At 65.9% G+C, this 15,937-nt stretch carries 16 protein-coding genes; 5 read left to right on the forward strand and 11 right to left on the reverse strand.

What is annotated here, in order from left to right:
- Positions 1-250: 250 nt before the first annotated feature.
- The 5 genes from IM784_RS15515 to IM784_RS15535 form a co-directional block, all read right to left on the reverse strand.
- The gene (locus IM784_RS15515; RefSeq protein WP_199556267.1) at positions 251-1,660 is read right to left on the reverse strand and encodes an ammonium transporter; all 1,410 of its coding nucleotides are present in this window, start codon (positions 1,658-1,660) and stop codon (positions 251-253) included.
- Positions 1,661-1,707: 47 nt separating this feature from the next.
- Positions 1,708-2,046 carry a P-II family nitrogen regulator gene (locus tag IM784_RS15520; protein ID WP_199556268.1) on the reverse strand — a complete coding sequence of 113 codons (339 nt, stop codon included), beginning with the start codon at positions 2,044-2,046 and terminating at the stop codon, positions 1,708-1,710.
- Positions 2,047-2,211: 165 nt separating this feature from the next.
- Positions 2,212-2,427 (reverse strand): putative signal transducing protein, encoded by a 216-nt coding sequence (locus tag IM784_RS15525; protein WP_199556269.1) that lies wholly within the window; start codon positions 2,425-2,427, stop codon positions 2,212-2,214.
- On the reverse strand, positions 2,427-3,833 hold the full coding sequence (gene tldD / locus IM784_RS15530) for a metalloprotease TldD (protein ID WP_199556270.1): 1,407 nt from the start codon (positions 3,831-3,833) through the stop codon (positions 2,427-2,429). Before tldD ends, IM784_RS15525 begins: the two co-directional genes overlap by 1 nt.
- Positions 3,834-4,083: 250 nt before the next feature.
- Entirely contained in the window at positions 4,084-4,272 is a 189-nt protein-coding gene (locus IM784_RS15535) for a zinc-finger domain-containing protein (protein ID WP_199556271.1), read from the reverse strand.
- A 419-nt stretch (positions 4,273-4,691) separates the two neighbouring features.
- On the opposite strand from IM784_RS15535, the gene IM784_RS15540 reads away from it, so the two are divergent.
- Positions 4,692-5,066, forward strand: coding sequence for a UrcA family protein (locus IM784_RS15540; protein WP_199556272.1), 375 nt, complete (start codon positions 4,692-4,694; stop codon positions 5,064-5,066).
- A gap of 122 nt (positions 5,067-5,188) precedes the next feature.
- Here the strand turns inward: IM784_RS15540 and IM784_RS15545 are convergent, their stop codons facing one another.
- Both IM784_RS15545 and IM784_RS15550 read right to left on the reverse strand, forming a co-directional pair.
- Positions 5,189-5,938, reverse strand: coding sequence for a LytR/AlgR family response regulator transcription factor (locus tag IM784_RS15545; RefSeq protein ID WP_199556330.1), 750 nt, complete (start codon positions 5,936-5,938; stop codon positions 5,189-5,191).
- 49 nt (positions 5,939-5,987) lie between these two features.
- Positions 5,988-7,142, reverse strand: a complete 1,155-nt coding sequence (locus IM784_RS15550) for a sensor histidine kinase (RefSeq protein ID WP_199556273.1) — start codon at positions 7,140-7,142, stop codon at positions 5,988-5,990.
- 143 nt (positions 7,143-7,285) lie between these two features.
- Between IM784_RS15550 and IM784_RS15555 the strand changes: the two genes are divergently transcribed.
- The 4 genes from IM784_RS15555 to IM784_RS15570 all read left to right on the forward strand — a co-directional run bounded on the left by IM784_RS15555 (position 7,286) and on the right by IM784_RS15570 (position 11,367).
- Entirely contained in the window at positions 7,286-8,452 is a 1,167-nt protein-coding gene (locus tag IM784_RS15555) for a CaiB/BaiF CoA transferase family protein (RefSeq protein ID WP_199556274.1), read from the forward strand.
- The gene (locus IM784_RS15560) at positions 8,449-9,219 is read left to right on the forward strand and encodes an inositol monophosphatase family protein (protein ID WP_199556275.1); all 771 of its coding nucleotides are present in this window, start codon (positions 8,449-8,451) and stop codon (positions 9,217-9,219) included. The genes IM784_RS15555 and IM784_RS15560 overlap by 4 nt, the downstream gene beginning before the upstream one ends.
- Positions 9,220-9,281: 62 nt before the next feature.
- Positions 9,282-10,733: a coniferyl aldehyde dehydrogenase gene (locus IM784_RS15565; protein ID WP_199556276.1), complete on the forward strand. Its 1,452-nt coding sequence runs from the start codon at positions 9,282-9,284 to the stop codon at positions 10,731-10,733.
- A 190-nt stretch (positions 10,734-10,923) separates the two neighbouring features.
- On the forward strand, positions 10,924-11,367 hold the full coding sequence (locus IM784_RS15570) for a lysozyme inhibitor LprI family protein (RefSeq protein WP_199556277.1): 444 nt from the start codon (positions 10,924-10,926) through the stop codon (positions 11,365-11,367).
- Between the two features lie 33 nt (positions 11,368-11,400).
- On the opposite strand, the gene IM784_RS15575 is transcribed toward IM784_RS15570, so the two are convergent.
- The 4 genes from IM784_RS15575 to IM784_RS15590 all read right to left on the reverse strand — a co-directional run bounded on the left by IM784_RS15575 (position 11,401) and on the right by IM784_RS15590 (position 15,892).
- Entirely contained in the window at positions 11,401-11,811 is a 411-nt protein-coding gene (locus tag IM784_RS15575) for a lysozyme inhibitor LprI family protein (protein WP_199556278.1), read from the reverse strand.
- Positions 11,812-12,265: 454 nt separating this feature from the next.
- A complete protein-coding gene (locus IM784_RS15580) occupies positions 12,266-13,765 on the reverse strand; it encodes a phospholipase D family protein (protein WP_199556279.1) in 1,500 nt (499 codons plus the stop codon).
- A gap of 22 nt (positions 13,766-13,787) precedes the next feature.
- Complete coding sequence (locus IM784_RS15585) at positions 13,788-14,186, reverse strand: hypothetical protein (protein WP_199556280.1); 399 nt, start codon at positions 14,184-14,186, stop codon at positions 13,788-13,790.
- Complete coding sequence (locus IM784_RS15590) at positions 14,183-15,892, reverse strand: class I adenylate-forming enzyme family protein (RefSeq protein WP_235977424.1); 1,710 nt, start codon at positions 15,890-15,892, stop codon at positions 14,183-14,185. Before IM784_RS15590 ends, IM784_RS15585 begins: the two co-directional genes overlap by 4 nt.
- Positions 15,893-15,937 lie beyond the last annotated feature (45 nt).

A 15,937-nucleotide genomic window follows, 5' to 3' on the forward strand; every position in this document is an offset into this window, starting at 1 on the left:
GGCAGGAAGGTTGCGGGCAAAGCCCGCTCGTCGGACGTGTCGCCTGGCTCCGCCAGGCGCACGCCGGCCGGGCTTGCGCGGACTCGCGCGTTTTGGCTTCGCCAAAAGCGTCGGCCGCTTCAGCCAAAAAAATCCCCGGCAGGTTTCCCTGCCGGGGAGGTTGGTTCCTTGGGGAGGAACTTGGGGGCCGGGCTTGGAATTTCCGGCCGATCTGGGGGGAGCCGCATTGCCTTAGTGCGCGGCTCCGAACTCAATAATTGTAGGCGCGTTCCCCATGCTCGGCGAGGTCGAGGCCCTCGCGCTCGGCTTCGGGGGAGGCACGCAGGCCGGTGAGGGCCTTGGCAATGTAGAAGGCGATGGCTGCGCCGACTGCCGACCAGACGATGGCGACGACGACCGACTTCACCTGGATCCACAGCTGGGAGGCGAGGACATAATCTTCTCCGGCAGGTCCGCCGAGCACGGCCAGCATGGTGAAGGCGGTGCCGATCGAGCCGATGATGCCGCCGATGCCGTGGATGCCGAACACGTCGAGCGAGTCGTCGAAGCCGAGCTTCGGCTTAACCTTCATCACGAAGAGGCAGCAGGCGACGGCAGCGATGGCACCGAGCAGGATGGCGCCGAACGGACCGGAGTTGCCGGCCGCCGGTGTGACGGCGACGAGGCCGGCAATGGCGCCCGAGCAGGCCCCCAGCAGCGAGCCGGAGTGGCCCAGCAGCTTTTCGGTGAGCATCCAGAAGAGGACGCCGGCGGCCGTTGCCGTGAAGGTGTTGATGAGGGCGAGACCGGCCGACCCATTGGCCTCGAGCGCCGAGCCGGCGTTGAAGCCGAACCAGCCAACCCACAGCAGGCCGGTGCCGATCAGCGTCATCGTCAGCGAGTGCGGCGCCATCAGTTCCTTCTGGTAGCCGATGCGCTTGCCGAGGATGATGCAGCCCACCAGCGCCGAGACACCTGCGTTGATGTGGACCACGGTGCCGCCCGCGAAGTCGAGAGCGCCCCAGCCGAAGATCAGGCCGGTGGCGGCATCGTCACCGCCCAGATACCAGACCATGTGCGCGATCGGGTAGTAGACGATGGTGAGCCAGACGATGGCGAACACCATCAGCGCGGAGAATTTCATCCGCTCGACAAGGCCGCCGACGACCAGCGCCACGGTGATGGCAGAGAAGGTCATCTGGAAGGCGATGAAGACGAACTCGGGAATGACGACGCCATCGGTGAAGGTGGCGACATTGGAATCCGCGGTGACGCCGGCCAGGAAGAACTTGCCGGTCGAGATGAACTGGTTGAAGTCCCCGCCGAAGGAGAGGCTGTAGCCGAACATCACCCACATCAGCATCGCGAGTGCGGCGACGGCGGTGATCTGGGTGAGGACCGAGGCCATGTTCTTGGTGCGGACGAGGCCGCCGTAGAAGAGGGCGAGGCCGGGGACGATCATCGCCATGACGAGGACGGTGGCCGTCATCATCCAGGCGGTGTCACCCTTGTTCGGAACGGGTGCTTCGGCGACGGCCGCGGCCACGGGAGCAGCGGCGGCGACCGCCGCATCGGTAGCGACGGCGACGGCTTCCTGGGCATGGGCGGGGGCGACAAGCGCCACCCCGGCAAGGCCCAGCCCCAGGGCAAGCCTGCCCCAGCTAAGCTGTGGGAACTGCATCAAAGACCCCTCCTTGAACTGTTTTTGGGAGTGTGATTCGAGCGGCATCAGAGCGCCGTCTCGTTGGTTTCGCCGGTGCGGATGCGCACCACGCCGCCGACATCGAAGATGAAGATCTTGCCGTCGCCGATCGCGCCGGTGTGGGCAGATTGCTGGATGGCTTCGACCGCGCGGGGCGCCAGATCGGCTGCGACGGCGATTTCGATCTTCACCTTGGGCACCATGTTGGTGGTATATTCAGCGCCGCGGTAAATTTCGGTCTGGCCCTTCTGGCGGCCGAAACCCTTCACCTCGGTCACGGTCATGCCCGTCACGCCGAGCGCGGTCAGCGCTTCGCGGACGTCGTCGAGCTTGAACGGCTTGATGACGGCTACGATGAATTTCACGTCGACCCTTCCCTTCCCGAACCTGCGGCCTTTCGTGCAAGGCACGCCAGCCGTTCATTGGTTATGCAGGAAGTGTGCCAACTTTCTTCCAAGCGGAACTTCGGTTGCAGTGCAGCAAAAACTGTCACGAAAGTGCCCAAAATCTCGGCAGGGTCTGGAATGGCCTCAGTCGCTTGCCTCATTTTCGGGCAATCCAAGGAGGCCCCTGGCTGCAGGCAGGTCGTCGGCAATCACCATCAACCGAATTCCGGGAAATCCACCGCCCAGCAGGCCGGAAAAGCCTTCATCGAAAAGCACGGCCTCGATTCCGGCCGCGGCAAGGCGGCCACGGAGGATCTGCGCCAATGCCACGTCTGTCACCGTCGTGAGCTCTGCCAGCATCAGGCCGTGCCGCCGATGGTCAGCCCTTCCACCAGCAGCGTTGGCTGACCCACGCCGGCGGGCACCGACTGGCCGCCCTTGCCGCAGGTGCCGATTCCCTCGTCCAGCTCCATATCGTTGCCGATGGCGGCGATTTTCTGCATCACCGCCGGGCCGTTGCCGATAAGGGTGGCGCCCTTCACCGGGGCGCCGAGCTTGCCCTCCTCGATCAGATAGGCCTCGGTGCAGCTGAAGACGAACTTGCCGGAGACGATGTCGACCTGGCCGCCGCCGAAGCTCTTCGCAAAGATGCCGCGCTTGACGCTGCGCAGGATTTCGCCCGGATCCTCGGTGCCGGCCGCCATGAAGGTGTTGGTCATGCGCGGCATTGGCGGGTGGCGGAAGCTTTCGCGCCGGCCGTTGCCGGTGGCCTCCACGCCCATCAGCCGCGCGTTCATGCGATCCTGCATATAGCCCTTCAATATCCCGTCCTCGATCAGCACGGTGCGCGAGGTGGGGGTGCCTTCGTCGTCCACCGAAAGCGAGCCGCGCCGGTCTGGAAGGCTGCCGTCGTCGATGACGGTGACGCCGCGCGACGCGACCTGTTCGCCGACGCGGCCGGAGAAGGCGGAGGTGCCCTTGCGGTTGAAGTCGCCTTCGAGGCCGTGGCCGACGGCTTCGTGCAGGAGGATGCCGGGCCAGCCGGGGCCGAGCACCACGGGCATGACGCCGGCAGGCGCCGGGACGGCTTCGAGATTGGTGAGCGCCTGCGCCAGCGCGAGGTCGATCGCGCGCTGCCACTCGCTCTCGTCGAACAGCTTGTCGTAGAGCGCGCGGCCGCCGAAGCCCCAGCTGCCGGATTCGCGGCGGCCGTCCTTTTCGGCGACAATGCCGACGTTGAGGCGGACGAGGGGCCGGATGTCCTTCACCTTCAGACCATCGGCGCGGATGATTTCCACATGGCTCCAGCTGGCGGCGAGGCTGGCGGTTACCTGCACGACACGGGAGTCGCGGGCGCGGGCGGCCGCGTCGATCTTTGCCAGCAGCTCGACCTTGGTGGCGAAGGGGACGGCGGAAAGCGGATCGGCATCCGTGTAGAGGCGCCGGTTGGTGCCGCGCGGGGCGATGGCCGGGGTGTGGGCGCCGGCGGATTTCACCACTGCCAGGGTTTCCGCGGCGCGGCGGATGGCACCGGCGCTGATCTCGTTGGCGTGGGCATAGCCGCTGACGTCGCCGGCGACGCCGCGCAGGCCAAAGCCCTTGGTCTGGTCGAAGCTGGCGGTCTTCAGCCGGCCGTCGTCGAAGGCGAAGCTCTCCGAGACGGCGGCCTGCAGATAGAGTTCGCCGTCCTCCAGCCCGGCAAGCGCATCGCGGGTGAGGCGTTCGGCCTCGGCGGGATCGAGTTCGGCGTAGAGCAGATTGTCCATCTGCCCGAAATAGGCCTTCGGGCGTCAAAGGCAATGTGGAGCGCTTGACGGGGGTTGGGCCCGCTCCCGCTGTGGCTGTCGGAACGTTGGGGCATGCGGTTTTGGGCAAGCGGATTGCGGGTGGAGGGGTGTTGCCGGTGGCGGGACCGCCGGTTTCTGCGGGAGATTTACGCCCTGCAGCTGGACCGGACAGCGCGGCGCCATCGCGACTGCACTGACGAAAGAGCCGGAGCCCATCGACTAGCCTGATCTAGTGGTGATCCCCGCCACCGTCGCCTTCGAGGATGAAGCGGCGGTCGCAATAGGGGCAATCGACGAAATTGCGTTCGTCGATCTGCAGCCAGACGCGGGGATGGCCGAGCGCCCCTTCATCGCCGTCGCACGCAACGCGGCGGCTGTGGACGATGCGCGTTTCGGGCGGGGGCGGTGCGGAGCTCATGTCCGGGCTCTAGCCGCATCCTTTGCTTCGGAAAAGCCCTGTCGGAGACGGCCGCACGCAGCTGCAACCTGAATGACGCTGCAGTGCAACACAGGCACGGGAGGTGGGGGCGCCACAGCCTGGCCGATGCGGTTTTGCAGAGGGTAGCGGCGGCATGGCGCCAGCTTTCCCTTTCCGAGGCTGATTCCGAGGCTGATTCCGGGGGCCGATTCTGCCGCAGTCCGGCTGCAGCCCATGCCGTTGGTCGACCCACAGATGGCGTTCGTCGAACTGCATGTCAGTCGCAGAAGCCCGGACGCTGCCTGTCGACGGAGACGCGACCGGAAAATCGGGGTCGCTACAAGCAGGGTCATGGTGCTGCCGGGGACATCAACCCCTCTCGATAACTCCCCGGCAGCATCCCCAACAGGAGACCCCCGATGTTTGCCCTTTCCAAGACCCGCACCAGTATGCCCCTCGCCCTGATCGCCGCGGTTGCGATGACCTGCTTGCAGGGCGCCGCCTTTGCCGGCGTGCCCGAGGGCGGCGACTTTCGCACCACCCAGGTTTCGACCTCCGGGCTGAACCTCGCCAATCCGGCCGACGTCGAGAAGCTCGACGCCCGGATCGAGCGGGCCGCCCGCAGCGTCTGCATGCAGGAAGACAATCGCGACCTTGCCGCCGCTACGGCCCGCGCCACGTGCGAGCGGGCCTCTATCGCCGCCGCTTCGTCAAAGCGGGACGTGCTGGTGGCGCGGGCGCAATCCGAACAGATGGCCTCCCGCGTGCAGCAGCCGGCAGGCACGGCGGAATAACCTTTCCAGTTTGGCGGACGGGAGCTTGCCTGCTCCCGCCCGCCTCAACCTGTCAGTCCCACTGGCCCGCTTCCTTTGCCGGAAGCGGGTCATTTTCATTTTAGGCGATGCTTGGGGGCGTGTCAGCTTTTGGTGACGCTGGAGCGGACGCTTGCCAGATAGGTGCGGCCGATGCGGAGCTGCTGGCCGCCTTCCAGCTCGGCTGTCCAGTTGCCCTGGCCGTCGTGCGCGAGGCGGGCGACGCGATCTCGGCGGACGATCGACGAGCGGTGCAGGCGGATGAATTCCGCCGGATCCAGCCGCGCCTCCAGCGCGCCGATCGTTTCGTGGATCAGCCAGCTGCGGTTGCCGGCGTGGAGGCGCATATAGTCGCGTTCGGCCTCGATGCGGTCGATGTCGGCGACCGCGACGCGGGTCAGCTCGCCGCGGTTGGGGACCCAGAATTCGCGGGCATAGCGCGAAGCGTCGGCAGGGGCGGCGTCGGCTGGGGTTTCGGCGGCGATCCGCAGGCGCTCGGCTGCGCGGGCAACGGCCTTTTCCAGGCGCTCCGGGGCGACCGGTTTCAGCAGGTAATCGACGGCGGCGGCATCGAAGGCGGCGACCGCGAACTGATCGAAGGCGGTGACGAAGACGATCGCGGGCGCCCGTTCCCTGCCTTCCAGCGCGTTGGCGACGTCGAGGCCGGTGAGGCCGGGCATGGCGATATCGAGGAAGACGAGATCGGGCTCCAGCGCGTCGATCAGGCGAAGCGCCGCCTCGCTGTCGGAAGCGGTGCCGACCAGCTGCACGCCGGCCAGGCGGGAGCAGAGGATCTGCATGCGTTCGACGGCAAGCGGCTCGTCATCGACGATCAGGGTCTTCAATTGCGCCATGGCGGCTCTGGTGGCGTTTTCTTCGGGCAGCATCAAGCCTCGGCTGCGGTCAACCGCGGATCAGCGGCATCCTGAGCCGCACCAGCCAGCCGCCGGCAGTGGGGCGGCCGGCGACGCTGTCGGCGGCGTCGCCGAACGAGGCCTTCAGCCGGGCCTCGACATTGGCGAGGCCGACGCCGCAGCCCGGCTCGCTGGCGGTGGCGACGGAATCGCCGTCGTCGCGCACCCAGAGTTCGAGATGGCCGCCGACAGCCTCGGCGGCGATGGTGACCGTGACCGGGCGCTGGCTGCGCGAGACGCCGTATTTGATCGCGTTTTCCACCAGCGGCTGCAGGATGAGCGCCGGGACCAGCGCATCGTTCAGCACGTCTGGAACGGAGACCTTGACCACCAGCCGTTCCGGGAAGCGGACCTTTTCGATGTCGAGATAGAGAAGCTGCAGGCGCAGTTCCTCTGAGAGCGGCACATTTTCGTTGGCCTCGCGGGTGAGGGAGGCGCGGAAGAAGGTGGAGAGGTTGAGGATCATCCGCTCGGCTTCCTCGGCGCGATCGCGCATGACGAGCGAGGAAAGCGAATTGAGCGTGTTGAAGAGGAAGTGCGGGTTGACCTGATAGCGGAGCGCGCGGAGCTCGGCGTCCTGCGCGGCGCGGGCATATTGCGCGGCCTGCCGCTCCACCCGCTGGACCTTGCTGGCATAGAGCAGCGCCACCCACATCACCGCCCAGGAGGCAATGAAGAAATACCATTCGAGCGCAGAGGAGACGATGACCGAGATCGGCGCGTCGGTGTAGACGGACCTGTCGCCCTTGTACTCCATGTCCATCGCCATGTGCTCGGCGATGGGGAAGCCGTAGAAGGCGATGTAGTTGACCGTTGCATAGGCAAAGGCCAGCGGCGCCGACGCGACGAAGGCGATGGTAAGCAGCTTGCCCGTGCGGGCGTGATCGTAGCGGCGGAGCAGCATGTAGAGCAGGCCGGTGAGCAGCATCGCGACGATCGTGACGATGCCACGGCGCAGCAACATCTCTTCCTGCCCGGGCATGTCGGAGACGGCGGCACGGGCGGTGGCCAATACGAAATAGACGAGCCAGAAACCGATGATCGACAGGATGGCCATGCGCGGGGATGGCTCGCCCTGCCCGGCCCGTTCGGAAGGGCCGCTGGACGGTTTCCTGTCCGTGCGGGGCTGGAATGCTTGGTTCATGCTGTCACCCTACTGAAACAGCCGTCTCTAGGCGACGCCCTTTGTCGATGGGCAAATGCCGTTGGTCGAAGCAGTTCATCCACCGTTAACCAATTAATTGCGGCTGTTCCGACGAGCGGGATAGCGCTAGCGACCGGCGACATATGCCTGATGCAACAGATTCCCGCGGCCCGCTGGACGGCCTTCTGATCCTCGACCTGACGCGGGTGCTGGCCGGGCCCTATGCGACGATGCTGCTCGCCGATCTGGGCGCGCGCGTCATCAAGGTGGAAGCGCCCGGCGGAGACGACAGCCGGGCGATCGGGCCGTTCATGGCGGAAGGCGACAGCGCCTATTTCACCAGCGTCAACCGGGGGAAGGAATCGATTGCGCTGGATCTGAAATCCGCCGCCGATCTGGCCGTGCTGGAAGCGATGCTGGCGAAGGCCGACGTGGTGGTGGAGAATTTCCGCCCCGGCGCGATGGAGCGGCTGGGGCTGGGCTTCGAGGCGCTGCATCAGCGGTTTCCGCGGCTGATCTATGCGGCGGCTTCGGGCTTTGGGCATAGCGGGCCGGAGAGCGGGCGCCCGGCCTATGATGTGATCGTGCAGGCGATGGGGGGCGTGATGTCCATCACCGGCGAGGAAGGCGGCGCGCCGGTGCGGGTGGGGACTTCGCTGGGGGATATCACCGCCGGGCTGTTCACCGTGATCGGGATCGAGGCGGCACTGCTGCACCGGGAAAAGACGGGCCGGGGCCAGAAGGTGGACGTGGCGATGCTGGATTGCCAGCTGGCGATCCTGGAGAATGCCATTGCCCGCTATCAGGTGACCGGGAAGAGCCCCGGGCCGCTGGGGAGCCGGCATCCTTCGATCACGCCGTTCCAGGCCTTTCGCTGTGCCGACCGGCCGATCGTGATTGCGGCCGGAAACGATGCGCTGTGGCTGGCGTGCTGCGAGGCACTGGGGCTGGACGCCATGGCGGCGGATGCGCGCTTTGCCAGCAACCACAGCCGCACCGAGCATGCGGCCGAACTGGCGGCCGGGGTGGAGGCGCGGCTGACAACTGCCGACGCAGCGCACTGGCTGGCGTTGCTGGGGGCAGCGGGGGTGCCGGCCGGGCCGCTGAACACGGTGGGCGAGGCGCTGGCGATGCCGCAGGTGGCGGCACGCAACATGCTGGTGGAAACGCATTCGCCGGAAGGACGGCCGTTGAAGGTGGCGGGGAATCCGATCAAGATGTCGGCGCACCCCGATCCGGCAACGCGGCCTTCGGCGGCGCGGCTGGATGCGGATCGGGCGCGGTTGGTGGCGGAGTTTGCGGGTACATGACGATCGAGGCCGATATCGCGCTGATCCAGCGGCTGGCGAATGCGGCCGATGAAGCAGTGAAGCCATATTTTCGCGCCAAGCTGGAGATCGAGCAGAAGGCGGACTTCTCGCCCGTTACCGCCGCCGACCGGGGCGCCGAGCGGGTGATCCGCGACATGCTGCGGAGCGACCGGCCGACCGACGGCATCTATGGCGAGGAATATGGCATCAGCCGCGGGCAATCGGGCCGGGTGTGGGTGATCGATCCCATAGACGGGACGCGCGGTTTCGTGGCGGGGCGGCCGCTCTATGGGACGCTGATCGGGCTGATCGAGGACGGAAAGCCCATTCTGGGGCTGATTTCGGCGGCGGCGGCGGGTGACCGCTGGCTGGGGTGCACGGTGGGGCAGCCGCAGACGACGTTGAACGGCAAGCGGGTGAGCGCGCGGGCCTGCGCTTCGCTGGGCGCGGCGCGGGCTGCATCCACGCATCCTTCGGTGTTCTCGGCTTCGGGGCATGCCAGTTTCCAGCGGATCGGGCGTTCGGTGAAGGACATGCTGTTTGGCGGGGATTGCCATAATTACGGGCTGGTGGCGGCCGGGCATCTGGACCTGGTGATGGAGGAAAATCTGCAGCCCTATGACTGGGCGGCGCTGGTGCCGGTGGTGCAGGGGGCCGGCGGGGTGATTACCGACTGGGCCGGGCAGCCGCTGGAGCTGGGGAGCGAGGGGCGCGTTCTGGCGGCTGGCGACGCGCGGGTGCATGCCCAGGCCATGGAGCGCATCTGAGAGGTTTTCGGGCGCGGGCTGTGCCACTATCCTGAGCGGCAGAGGGATAGAGGGAACAGCCCATGACGATCGCCGCCGACGCACTTGCCCGTGATACTGCCGCCATGCAGGCCCTGCTGGAGAAGCAGCGGGCCGCCTTTACCGCAGAGCTGCCCGTAAGCGCCGCTGTGCGGAAGGACCGGTTGAACCGGGCCCTGAAGCTGATGCTGGAGCATCGGGAGGCGTTCAAGAAGGCCCTGTCAGACGATTTCGGGCACCGGCCGGCGGAGATGACGGACATCACCGACATCATGGGCAGCGTGAAGCCGCTGAAGCATGCCTTGAAGCATGTGGACGAGTGGATGAAGCCGGAGCGCCGCAAGCTGGACTTCCCGCTGGGGCTGCTGGGGGCGAAGGCCATCGTGGAGTGGCAGCCGAAGGGCGTGGTGGGGGTCATCGCGCCGTGGAATTTCCCGATCAACCTGACCTTTGCGCCGCTGGCGAACATCCTGGCTGCCGGGAACCGGGCGATGATCAAGCCGAGCGAGTTCACGCCGGCGACTTCGGAGCTGATGCGCACGGCCTTTGCGCAATATTTCGATGAGGCCGAGGTGGCGACGGTGGTTGGCGGGCCGGAGGTGGGCAAGGCCTTTTCCGAGCTGGCGTTTGACCATCTGATCTTTACGGGCGCGACTTCGATTGCGCGGCATGTGATGGCGGCGGCCGCGAAGAATCTGGTGCCGTTGACGCTGGAGCTGGGCGGGAAATCGCCGACCGTCATCAGCCGGTCGGCCGACATTGCCAGCGCCACCGAGCGGGTGGCGATGGGCAAGATGATGAATGCCGGGCAGATCTGCCTGGCGCCGGATTACATGCTGGTGCCGCAGGAGAAGGAGGCGGAGATCGTCGAGGGGCTGAAGGCGGCGACGACGAAAATGTATCCGAGCCTGCTGGCGAATGACGACTATACCAGCGTGATTTCGAAGCGGCACCGCGACCGGTTGGAGGCGCATATCGAGGATGCGCGGGCGAAGGGGGCCGAGATCGTGGAAGTAAACCCGGCGAACGAGGATTTCTCCAAGCAGAACACCAACAAGATGCCGCTGACCATTATTCGCAACCCCACCGACGAGATGACGGTGATGCAGGAGGAGATATTCGGCCCGGTGCTGCCGGTGAAGAGCTACAAGTCGGTCGAGGACGCGATTGGGTATATCAATTCGAAGGAGCGGCCGCTGGGGCTTTACTGGTTTGGCACGGATGCCGGCGAGGAGCGGCAGATGTTGGACAAGACCGTTTCCGGCGGGGTGACGGTGAACGATGTGATCTTCCATGTGGCCCAGGAGGATCTGCCCTTTGGCGGGATCGGGCCTGCCGGGATGGGCAATTACCACGGGCATGACGGGTTCAAGACCTTCAGCCATGCGAAGAGCATCTACAAGCAGCCGAAGATGGATCTGGCCGGGCTGGCCGGGTTCAAGCCGCCTTACGGGGAGAAGACGCGGAAGGCTTTGGCGCGGGAACTGAAGGGCTGAGGGCGGTTGCGCCGCTTCCGAATCCGTTAATTTCCGTTCAACTTTTCGCACTTTTCGCATTGGCAATGCGTGCGTGGGCGGGTGCGCGCGTAGCTTGTGACTGGTGTGTAGGACAGAGAAAAGTGCGGGTTGGTTTGCCGCCTGCATCGGGGTGGTTGTGGCATGGATTGGGGTTTGTAGGACAGGTTGAATGATCGTGCTGCTTGCCATGCTCCTTATGACTGAGTCCGAGCCTCCTTCGCTTGGGCAACTCACAGCGGAGGATAGAGCGGTAGTGCAGGCAGGAGAGGAGGCCAGCGCTTGGCTCGCCGCCACATATCCGGATTGTGAGAATCCCAAGGCCGATGACTTCAGACCCTATACATTGTGCTTGGCGGAGACAGACTTTGATCGAGCGGAGGCAGACATGCAGCGCGTGTGGGCGCTGACGCTTGCACGGGTGAGGGCAGCCAAAGGCTTGAGCGGCGAACGAAAGGTCAAATCAGAGCAGAGAAAGTGGCTGATACAGCGTGATCGGCAATGTGGGGCCGCTGCTGCTGAAACGCCGGTCACGCAGTTCTCCCGGAACGATTTGAGTTGCAAGGCCCGTCTGAACGCTGATCGTATAATGTATCCCGACGTGATTGCTCGCTAGACCTTGGGCCGGGAAGCGTTCCTTCCGTTTTTTTTACCGAGACTGTTTCTCAATCGGCCAACGCTGCAGATCGTGCAGCAGATAGGCGGTTCTGGCGCGATTTGCTCCAGCTATGCAGGCAATTATCGAAGAGTCTGACCCCGTACTTCCCGGGTTTCCTCCCGCGTCATAGGCACACTGGCTATCCCGGCTGGCAATCCAGGCCGATTGCGCTTTCTCCAGCAAGAGAAGGTACTCACCGGACACCCTCGACCTGAGTTTCGAATAGGCCGCACGCATTGAGCGCTCCGCATTCTCGCTGTCGTACATGCAAGTCGCGTATTCGACCGGAGAGGAAATGGTTGGATGCATGCGCTGGCACTCACCTTCGGTCTTCTCTTGAGCGATTGCCCCCGAGCCCAAAAGAGCTGCTGCCAAAGTGAACGTGGCGAAAACTGCTTTCATTTAGAAAGCGTATTTCAAACTGATTTTTGTAACAACAGGTGCCTTCCGATCGACGATTGGCGTTCTCAGTGGTCGGTTTTGCGCTTGCGGATCGCTTGCCCTGTGGATCCCAGCGTTGGCTCCGCCAGTCCTTCGGACCGCTGGGATGACGGATATGTGTTGAGGGTGCAGGGAAATCATTTCCCTGCCGGGTCCGGGCAGCGCCCGGCTGCCGGAGGCTCGGCTACACCAGCTCATCAGGCACGAACCATGCTGGCCGTCCAAACCGGCGGACGCGGGCGTAGCGGTAGGGTAGGATGAAGCCTTGGCGCTCTTCTGGCGGTTTCAGGACGTTGCTGTCTGCGGTTTCGCGCCATAGCGGCAGGCTGTTGCTGGTGTTGGGGAGTTGATCCGGGGCGAGGTCCAGGAGTTGGCCCCAGAGGCGTTTGCGGAAGGTGGCTATGCCTTCGGGGTCTTACCAGAGGAGGCCGAATTCGCTGTCCCAGCCGAAGCTGCGGCCGTTTATGTTGGCGCTGGAGACGAGGGCGTGTTCGTCGTCGGCTATCAGCAGCTTGGAGTGGACGTAGATCATGCCGGCGCCGAAGACGGCTCCCCGGTCTGCCACCAGCTGTTTTTCCTCTTCGGTGAGGGGCGATTTGCGGCCCAGGGCGAAGAGGCCGACGCGGGGGCCGAGTTTGCGGCGGAGTTTGCCGAGCGCGCGGGCCTGCAGCCATTCGCCGTGGCGGTGGGCGGGATTGTTGCCATGGCCTTCGAAGGCGACTTCATCCGGGGCCTGCGGCAGGACGATGATGACCTGCAGGCCGGGGTTGCGGCGGGCGGCTTCGACGATCCAGCCGGCGGCGCGGCGGGAGCGGAAGAACTGCGCCTCTATGTAGAGCAGGCGGCGGGCGGAGAAGATGAGCTGGCGGTGGGCGGCCATCAGTTCGCGGATATGGCGGGCGGGGCCGAGCGCGAAGGGCTTGCGCGAGCGGCGGGAGCGGGTGCGGAGCAGCTGGCCGGTGGCGGTGCTGCCGGGGATGGCGGGTGGCAGCGGCGTTGCATCCGCAATCTCGTCGAGCGGGTCGATGACGAGCTTGCGGTCCTGGCCGATGAGCCAGTGGCTGGTGATTTCGCGGAAGCGGGGAAGTTCGAAGTTCCAGAGGCGGCGGAAATGTTCCTGTGCGTCGCCTGCGGCCGGGCCCTCCAGTTTCACGCTGACATCGTGCCAGGTTTCCGGCGCCGGCTGGGCGTAGCGGCGGGTTTCCCAGCGGCGTTCGTCGACGTCGAGGCCGCCGACGATGGCGACCTTGCCGTCGATCACCGCGAACTTGTGGTGGTGGGTGGCGGGCCACAGGCGCGGCGGTGGGCCTCGACGGAAACGGGGGGTGCCGCCGTCTGATTTGACGTAGCGCCAGAGGCCGGGGCGAACGGCCAGCAGTTCCTCGATGTCGCCGCCGGTTTCGGCGAATTCGCGGACGATCTTGCGCAGGAGGAAGCCCATCGGCAGGCGCAGCGCCTGGCGGACAGCCCAGCCGACTTCGCCTTCGTGCTGGCTTACGATGATCTCGAACAGTTCGCGCTGGGGCTCGGCCATGTCTTCCAGCAGGTCCTTCAGGGCGCGGAAGCTGGACCAGCTGCTGGCGTGCAGGGCGTGGGCGACGGTGGGTTCGAAATCGGTGAGCAGGATGCGCACCTGCACGCCGGCCTTTACGCGGGATTTGAGGAGCGAGGCCCAATCGGGGAGGCCGGCCTCCTTCGCTTCGGGCGAGCGGGTGCGGGTGGCCGGATCGAAGATGCGGAAGGCCATGTAGATGCTGGTTTCAGCGCCCAGCACCAGGCGTTCGAGTTCCGGATACATCTCTGCTGCCAGGATCAGCGGGGTTACGCGGATGCCGGTGCGCGGGGGAAAGGGCTTGTCCTCCGGCGGGGAGTCGCGGCGGGGGCCGCGCTCCGGGGGGAGGAAGATGCCGGTCATGCGGGGGGCGACCGGGGCGGCGTCAGGCGGCGGCGACGCGCAGGCGTACACCTATTGCCGGGCCGACGCCCTTGGCCCAATCGGGTTCGCCTTCGAGCACCATGTCGGCGCGCCAGCCTTCGCCGCCCAGAACCGGGCGTCCATCGATGTCGGCGGCGGCGGCCTCGATCAGGCGGACTTGCGCGAGGAGGCCCTCGGCTTCGCCCTTGAGCAGCAGGTGGATGATCCACGACAGCGAGGTCTGCTGGTCTGCGAGGTGGCGTCCGGTGGATTTCACGACGTCGGGCACCGGCGCGATGGAGTGAACGAGAAGGGTGAGGCGGGGCTGTTCCTCTGGCGAGGACGCGCCGAGGGCGACCGGGTGGTGCAGCGCTTCGGTGAGGCGGGCGGCAAGCTGGGTAAGCGCTGCGACGGCAATCATGCGATCTCCTGTTTCAGGTCTTTCTTGAGGATCTTGCCGTTGGCGTTTCGGGGCAGCGGCTCGTCCCGGACGATTACCTGCACGGGCACCTTGAAGCGCGCAAGCCTCTGCGCGACGAAGGCGATGAGTTCGGGTTCGGAGACGGCCATTTCGGGCCGGGTGGAGACGAAGGCGACGGGTTCCTCGCCCAGAACCGGGTGCGGGCGGCCGACGAGGGCGGAATCCATGACGGCCGGGTGTTCGCAGAGTATGCCCTCCACCTCTACGCAATAGATGTTCTCGCCGCCGCGGATGAGCATGTCCTTTGCACGGTCGACGATGGTGATGAAGCCTTCGGCATCGATGCGGGCGAGATCTCCTGTGCGGACCCAGCCTTCGGGGAAGGTTTCGGCGGTGGCTTCGGGCTTGTTCCAATAGCCCTTCACGATGTTGGGGCCGAAGCCGTAGAGCTCGCCGACTTCGTCGGGGCCGAGCACCCTGCCCTGGGCGTCGCGGATTTCGGCGTCGCAGACTGCTACCGGGGGACCGCAGCTGTCGGGGCGGTGGAGATAATCCTCGGCCATGTGATGGCTGAAGGTGGCGCTGGTTTCCGTCATCCCCCAGCCGTTGCCGGGGGCGGAACCCTGCGCGCCGATCTGGCGGACGAGTTCGGGGGCGGATGGAGCGCCGCCGTAGGAGATGCTTTCGAGGGTGGTGAGATCATATTTGTCGCGGTCGGGGTGGGTGAGGATCTGCCAGGCGATGGTGGGGACTCCGCCGGCACCGGTGATCTTCTCGCGCTCGATGAGGGCAAGGGCTTCGCCGGCGTCGAACTTGCGCTGCAGGACGAGTTTGGCACCGGTGACGAGGCTGGGATTCAGGATCGCGTGGCTGCCTGTCGCGTGAAATAAGGGGACGGAGAGAAGCGTGGCTTTCTGCGGGCCGGCTGGGTCTGGTGAAGGGGGTACTTCGCCGCGGCGGAGGTAGCTGCGCGCGCCTGAGAAACCTGAAGACAGGATGTTGGAGCAGATGTTGCGGTGGGTGCCGAGCGCGCCCTTGGGCTTTCCGGTGGTGCCGCTGGTGTAGAAGATGGTGGCGTCGTCCTCGGGGGTGAGGAACGGGGCGGGGGTGGGTTCGTCGGGGAGGCTGGCCCAGCTTTCCGGGGGGCCTATCCGCGATTCGAGGGTTGTTGGCCCCTCTCCGCGGGTTACCAGCACGTGCTTCAGGTCCGGGAGTTCCGGCATGTGCGGGGCTATGCGCTGCCAGCGCTCGCCGTCGGTCACCAGCAGCTTTGCGCCGGAATCGGCGAGGCCATATTCGAGTTCGGCGCCGGTCCACCAGGCGTTGAGCGGGGTGACGATGGCGCCGATCAGATGGCCGGCATAGAAGGCGACCGGCCATTCGGGGATGTTGCGCATGGCGATGGCGACGCGGTCACCCTGCCCCACGCCGAGCGTGCGGAAATGGGCGGCGAGGGCGATGGTGGCGCGGCTGAAGGCCTCGAAGCTGACGCGCTGGTCTTCGTGCCCGTTGTAGTAGACGAGGAAGATGCGTTCGCCGTGCAGGCGGCCTGCGGCGAAGCAGTGCTGCAGGGTGGGCGGGGCGTTCTTCCAGGTGCGGGTGGGGCGGCCGCGGATTTCCACGGTTTCCATCTCGAAGGGTGCGCCGGGCGCAGTGAGCAGGGCGCTTGCCTGGGCGATTGTCATCGCCGGCCAGTTGTTTGTCATGCGTGTCCTCCCGGCCGGCATACTGCCGTGGGCGGAGGCGAAGCC

Source organism: Sandaracinobacteroides hominis, from assembly GCF_016464365.1.
Classification (GTDB): Bacteria; Pseudomonadota; Alphaproteobacteria; order Sphingomonadales; family Sphingomonadaceae; genus Sandaracinobacteroides; species Sandaracinobacteroides hominis.

Excerpts from the sequence above, each read along its gene's own strand:
- IM784_RS15515 (WP_199556267.1), bottom strand. The coding sequence starts at position 1,660 with ATGCAGTTCCCACAGCTTAGCTGGGGCAGGCTTGCCCTGGGGCTGGGC.
- IM784_RS15525 (WP_199556269.1), bottom strand. The coding sequence starts at position 2,427 with ATGCTGGCAGAGCTCACGACGGTGACAGACGTGGCATTGGCGCAGATC.
- tldD (WP_199556270.1), bottom strand. The coding sequence starts at position 3,833 with ATGGACAATCTGCTCTACGCCGAACTCGATCCCGCCGAGGCCGAACGC.
- IM784_RS15535 (WP_199556271.1), bottom strand. The coding sequence starts at position 4,272 with ATGAGCTCCGCACCGCCCCCGCCCGAAACGCGCATCGTCCACAGCCGC.
- IM784_RS15540 (WP_199556272.1), top strand. The coding sequence starts at position 4,692 with ATGTTTGCCCTTTCCAAGACCCGCACCAGTATGCCCCTCGCCCTGATC.
- IM784_RS15545 (WP_199556330.1), bottom strand. The coding sequence starts at position 5,938 with ATGGCGCAATTGAAGACCCTGATCGTCGATGACGAGCCGCTTGCCGTC.
- IM784_RS15550 (WP_199556273.1), bottom strand. The coding sequence starts at position 7,142 with ATGAACCAAGCATTCCAGCCCCGCACGGACAGGAAACCGTCCAGCGGC.
- IM784_RS15555 (WP_199556274.1), top strand. The coding sequence starts at position 7,286 with ATGCCTGATGCAACAGATTCCCGCGGCCCGCTGGACGGCCTTCTGATC.
- IM784_RS15560 (WP_199556275.1), top strand. The coding sequence starts at position 8,449 with ATGACGATCGAGGCCGATATCGCGCTGATCCAGCGGCTGGCGAATGCG.
- IM784_RS15565 (WP_199556276.1), top strand. The coding sequence starts at position 9,282 with ATGACGATCGCCGCCGACGCACTTGCCCGTGATACTGCCGCCATGCAG.
- IM784_RS15570 (WP_199556277.1), top strand. The coding sequence starts at position 10,924 with ATGATCGTGCTGCTTGCCATGCTCCTTATGACTGAGTCCGAGCCTCCT.
- IM784_RS15575 (WP_199556278.1), bottom strand. The coding sequence starts at position 11,811 with ATGAAAGCAGTTTTCGCCACGTTCACTTTGGCAGCAGCTCTTTTGGGC.
- IM784_RS15580 (WP_199556279.1), bottom strand. The coding sequence starts at position 13,765 with ATGACCGGCATCTTCCTCCCCCCGGAGCGCGGCCCCCGCCGCGACTCC.
- IM784_RS15585 (WP_199556280.1), bottom strand. The coding sequence starts at position 14,186 with ATGATTGCCGTCGCAGCGCTTACCCAGCTTGCCGCCCGCCTCACCGAA.
- IM784_RS15590 (WP_235977424.1), bottom strand. The coding sequence starts at position 15,892 with ATGACAAACAACTGGCCGGCGATGACAATCGCCCAGGCAAGCGCCCTG.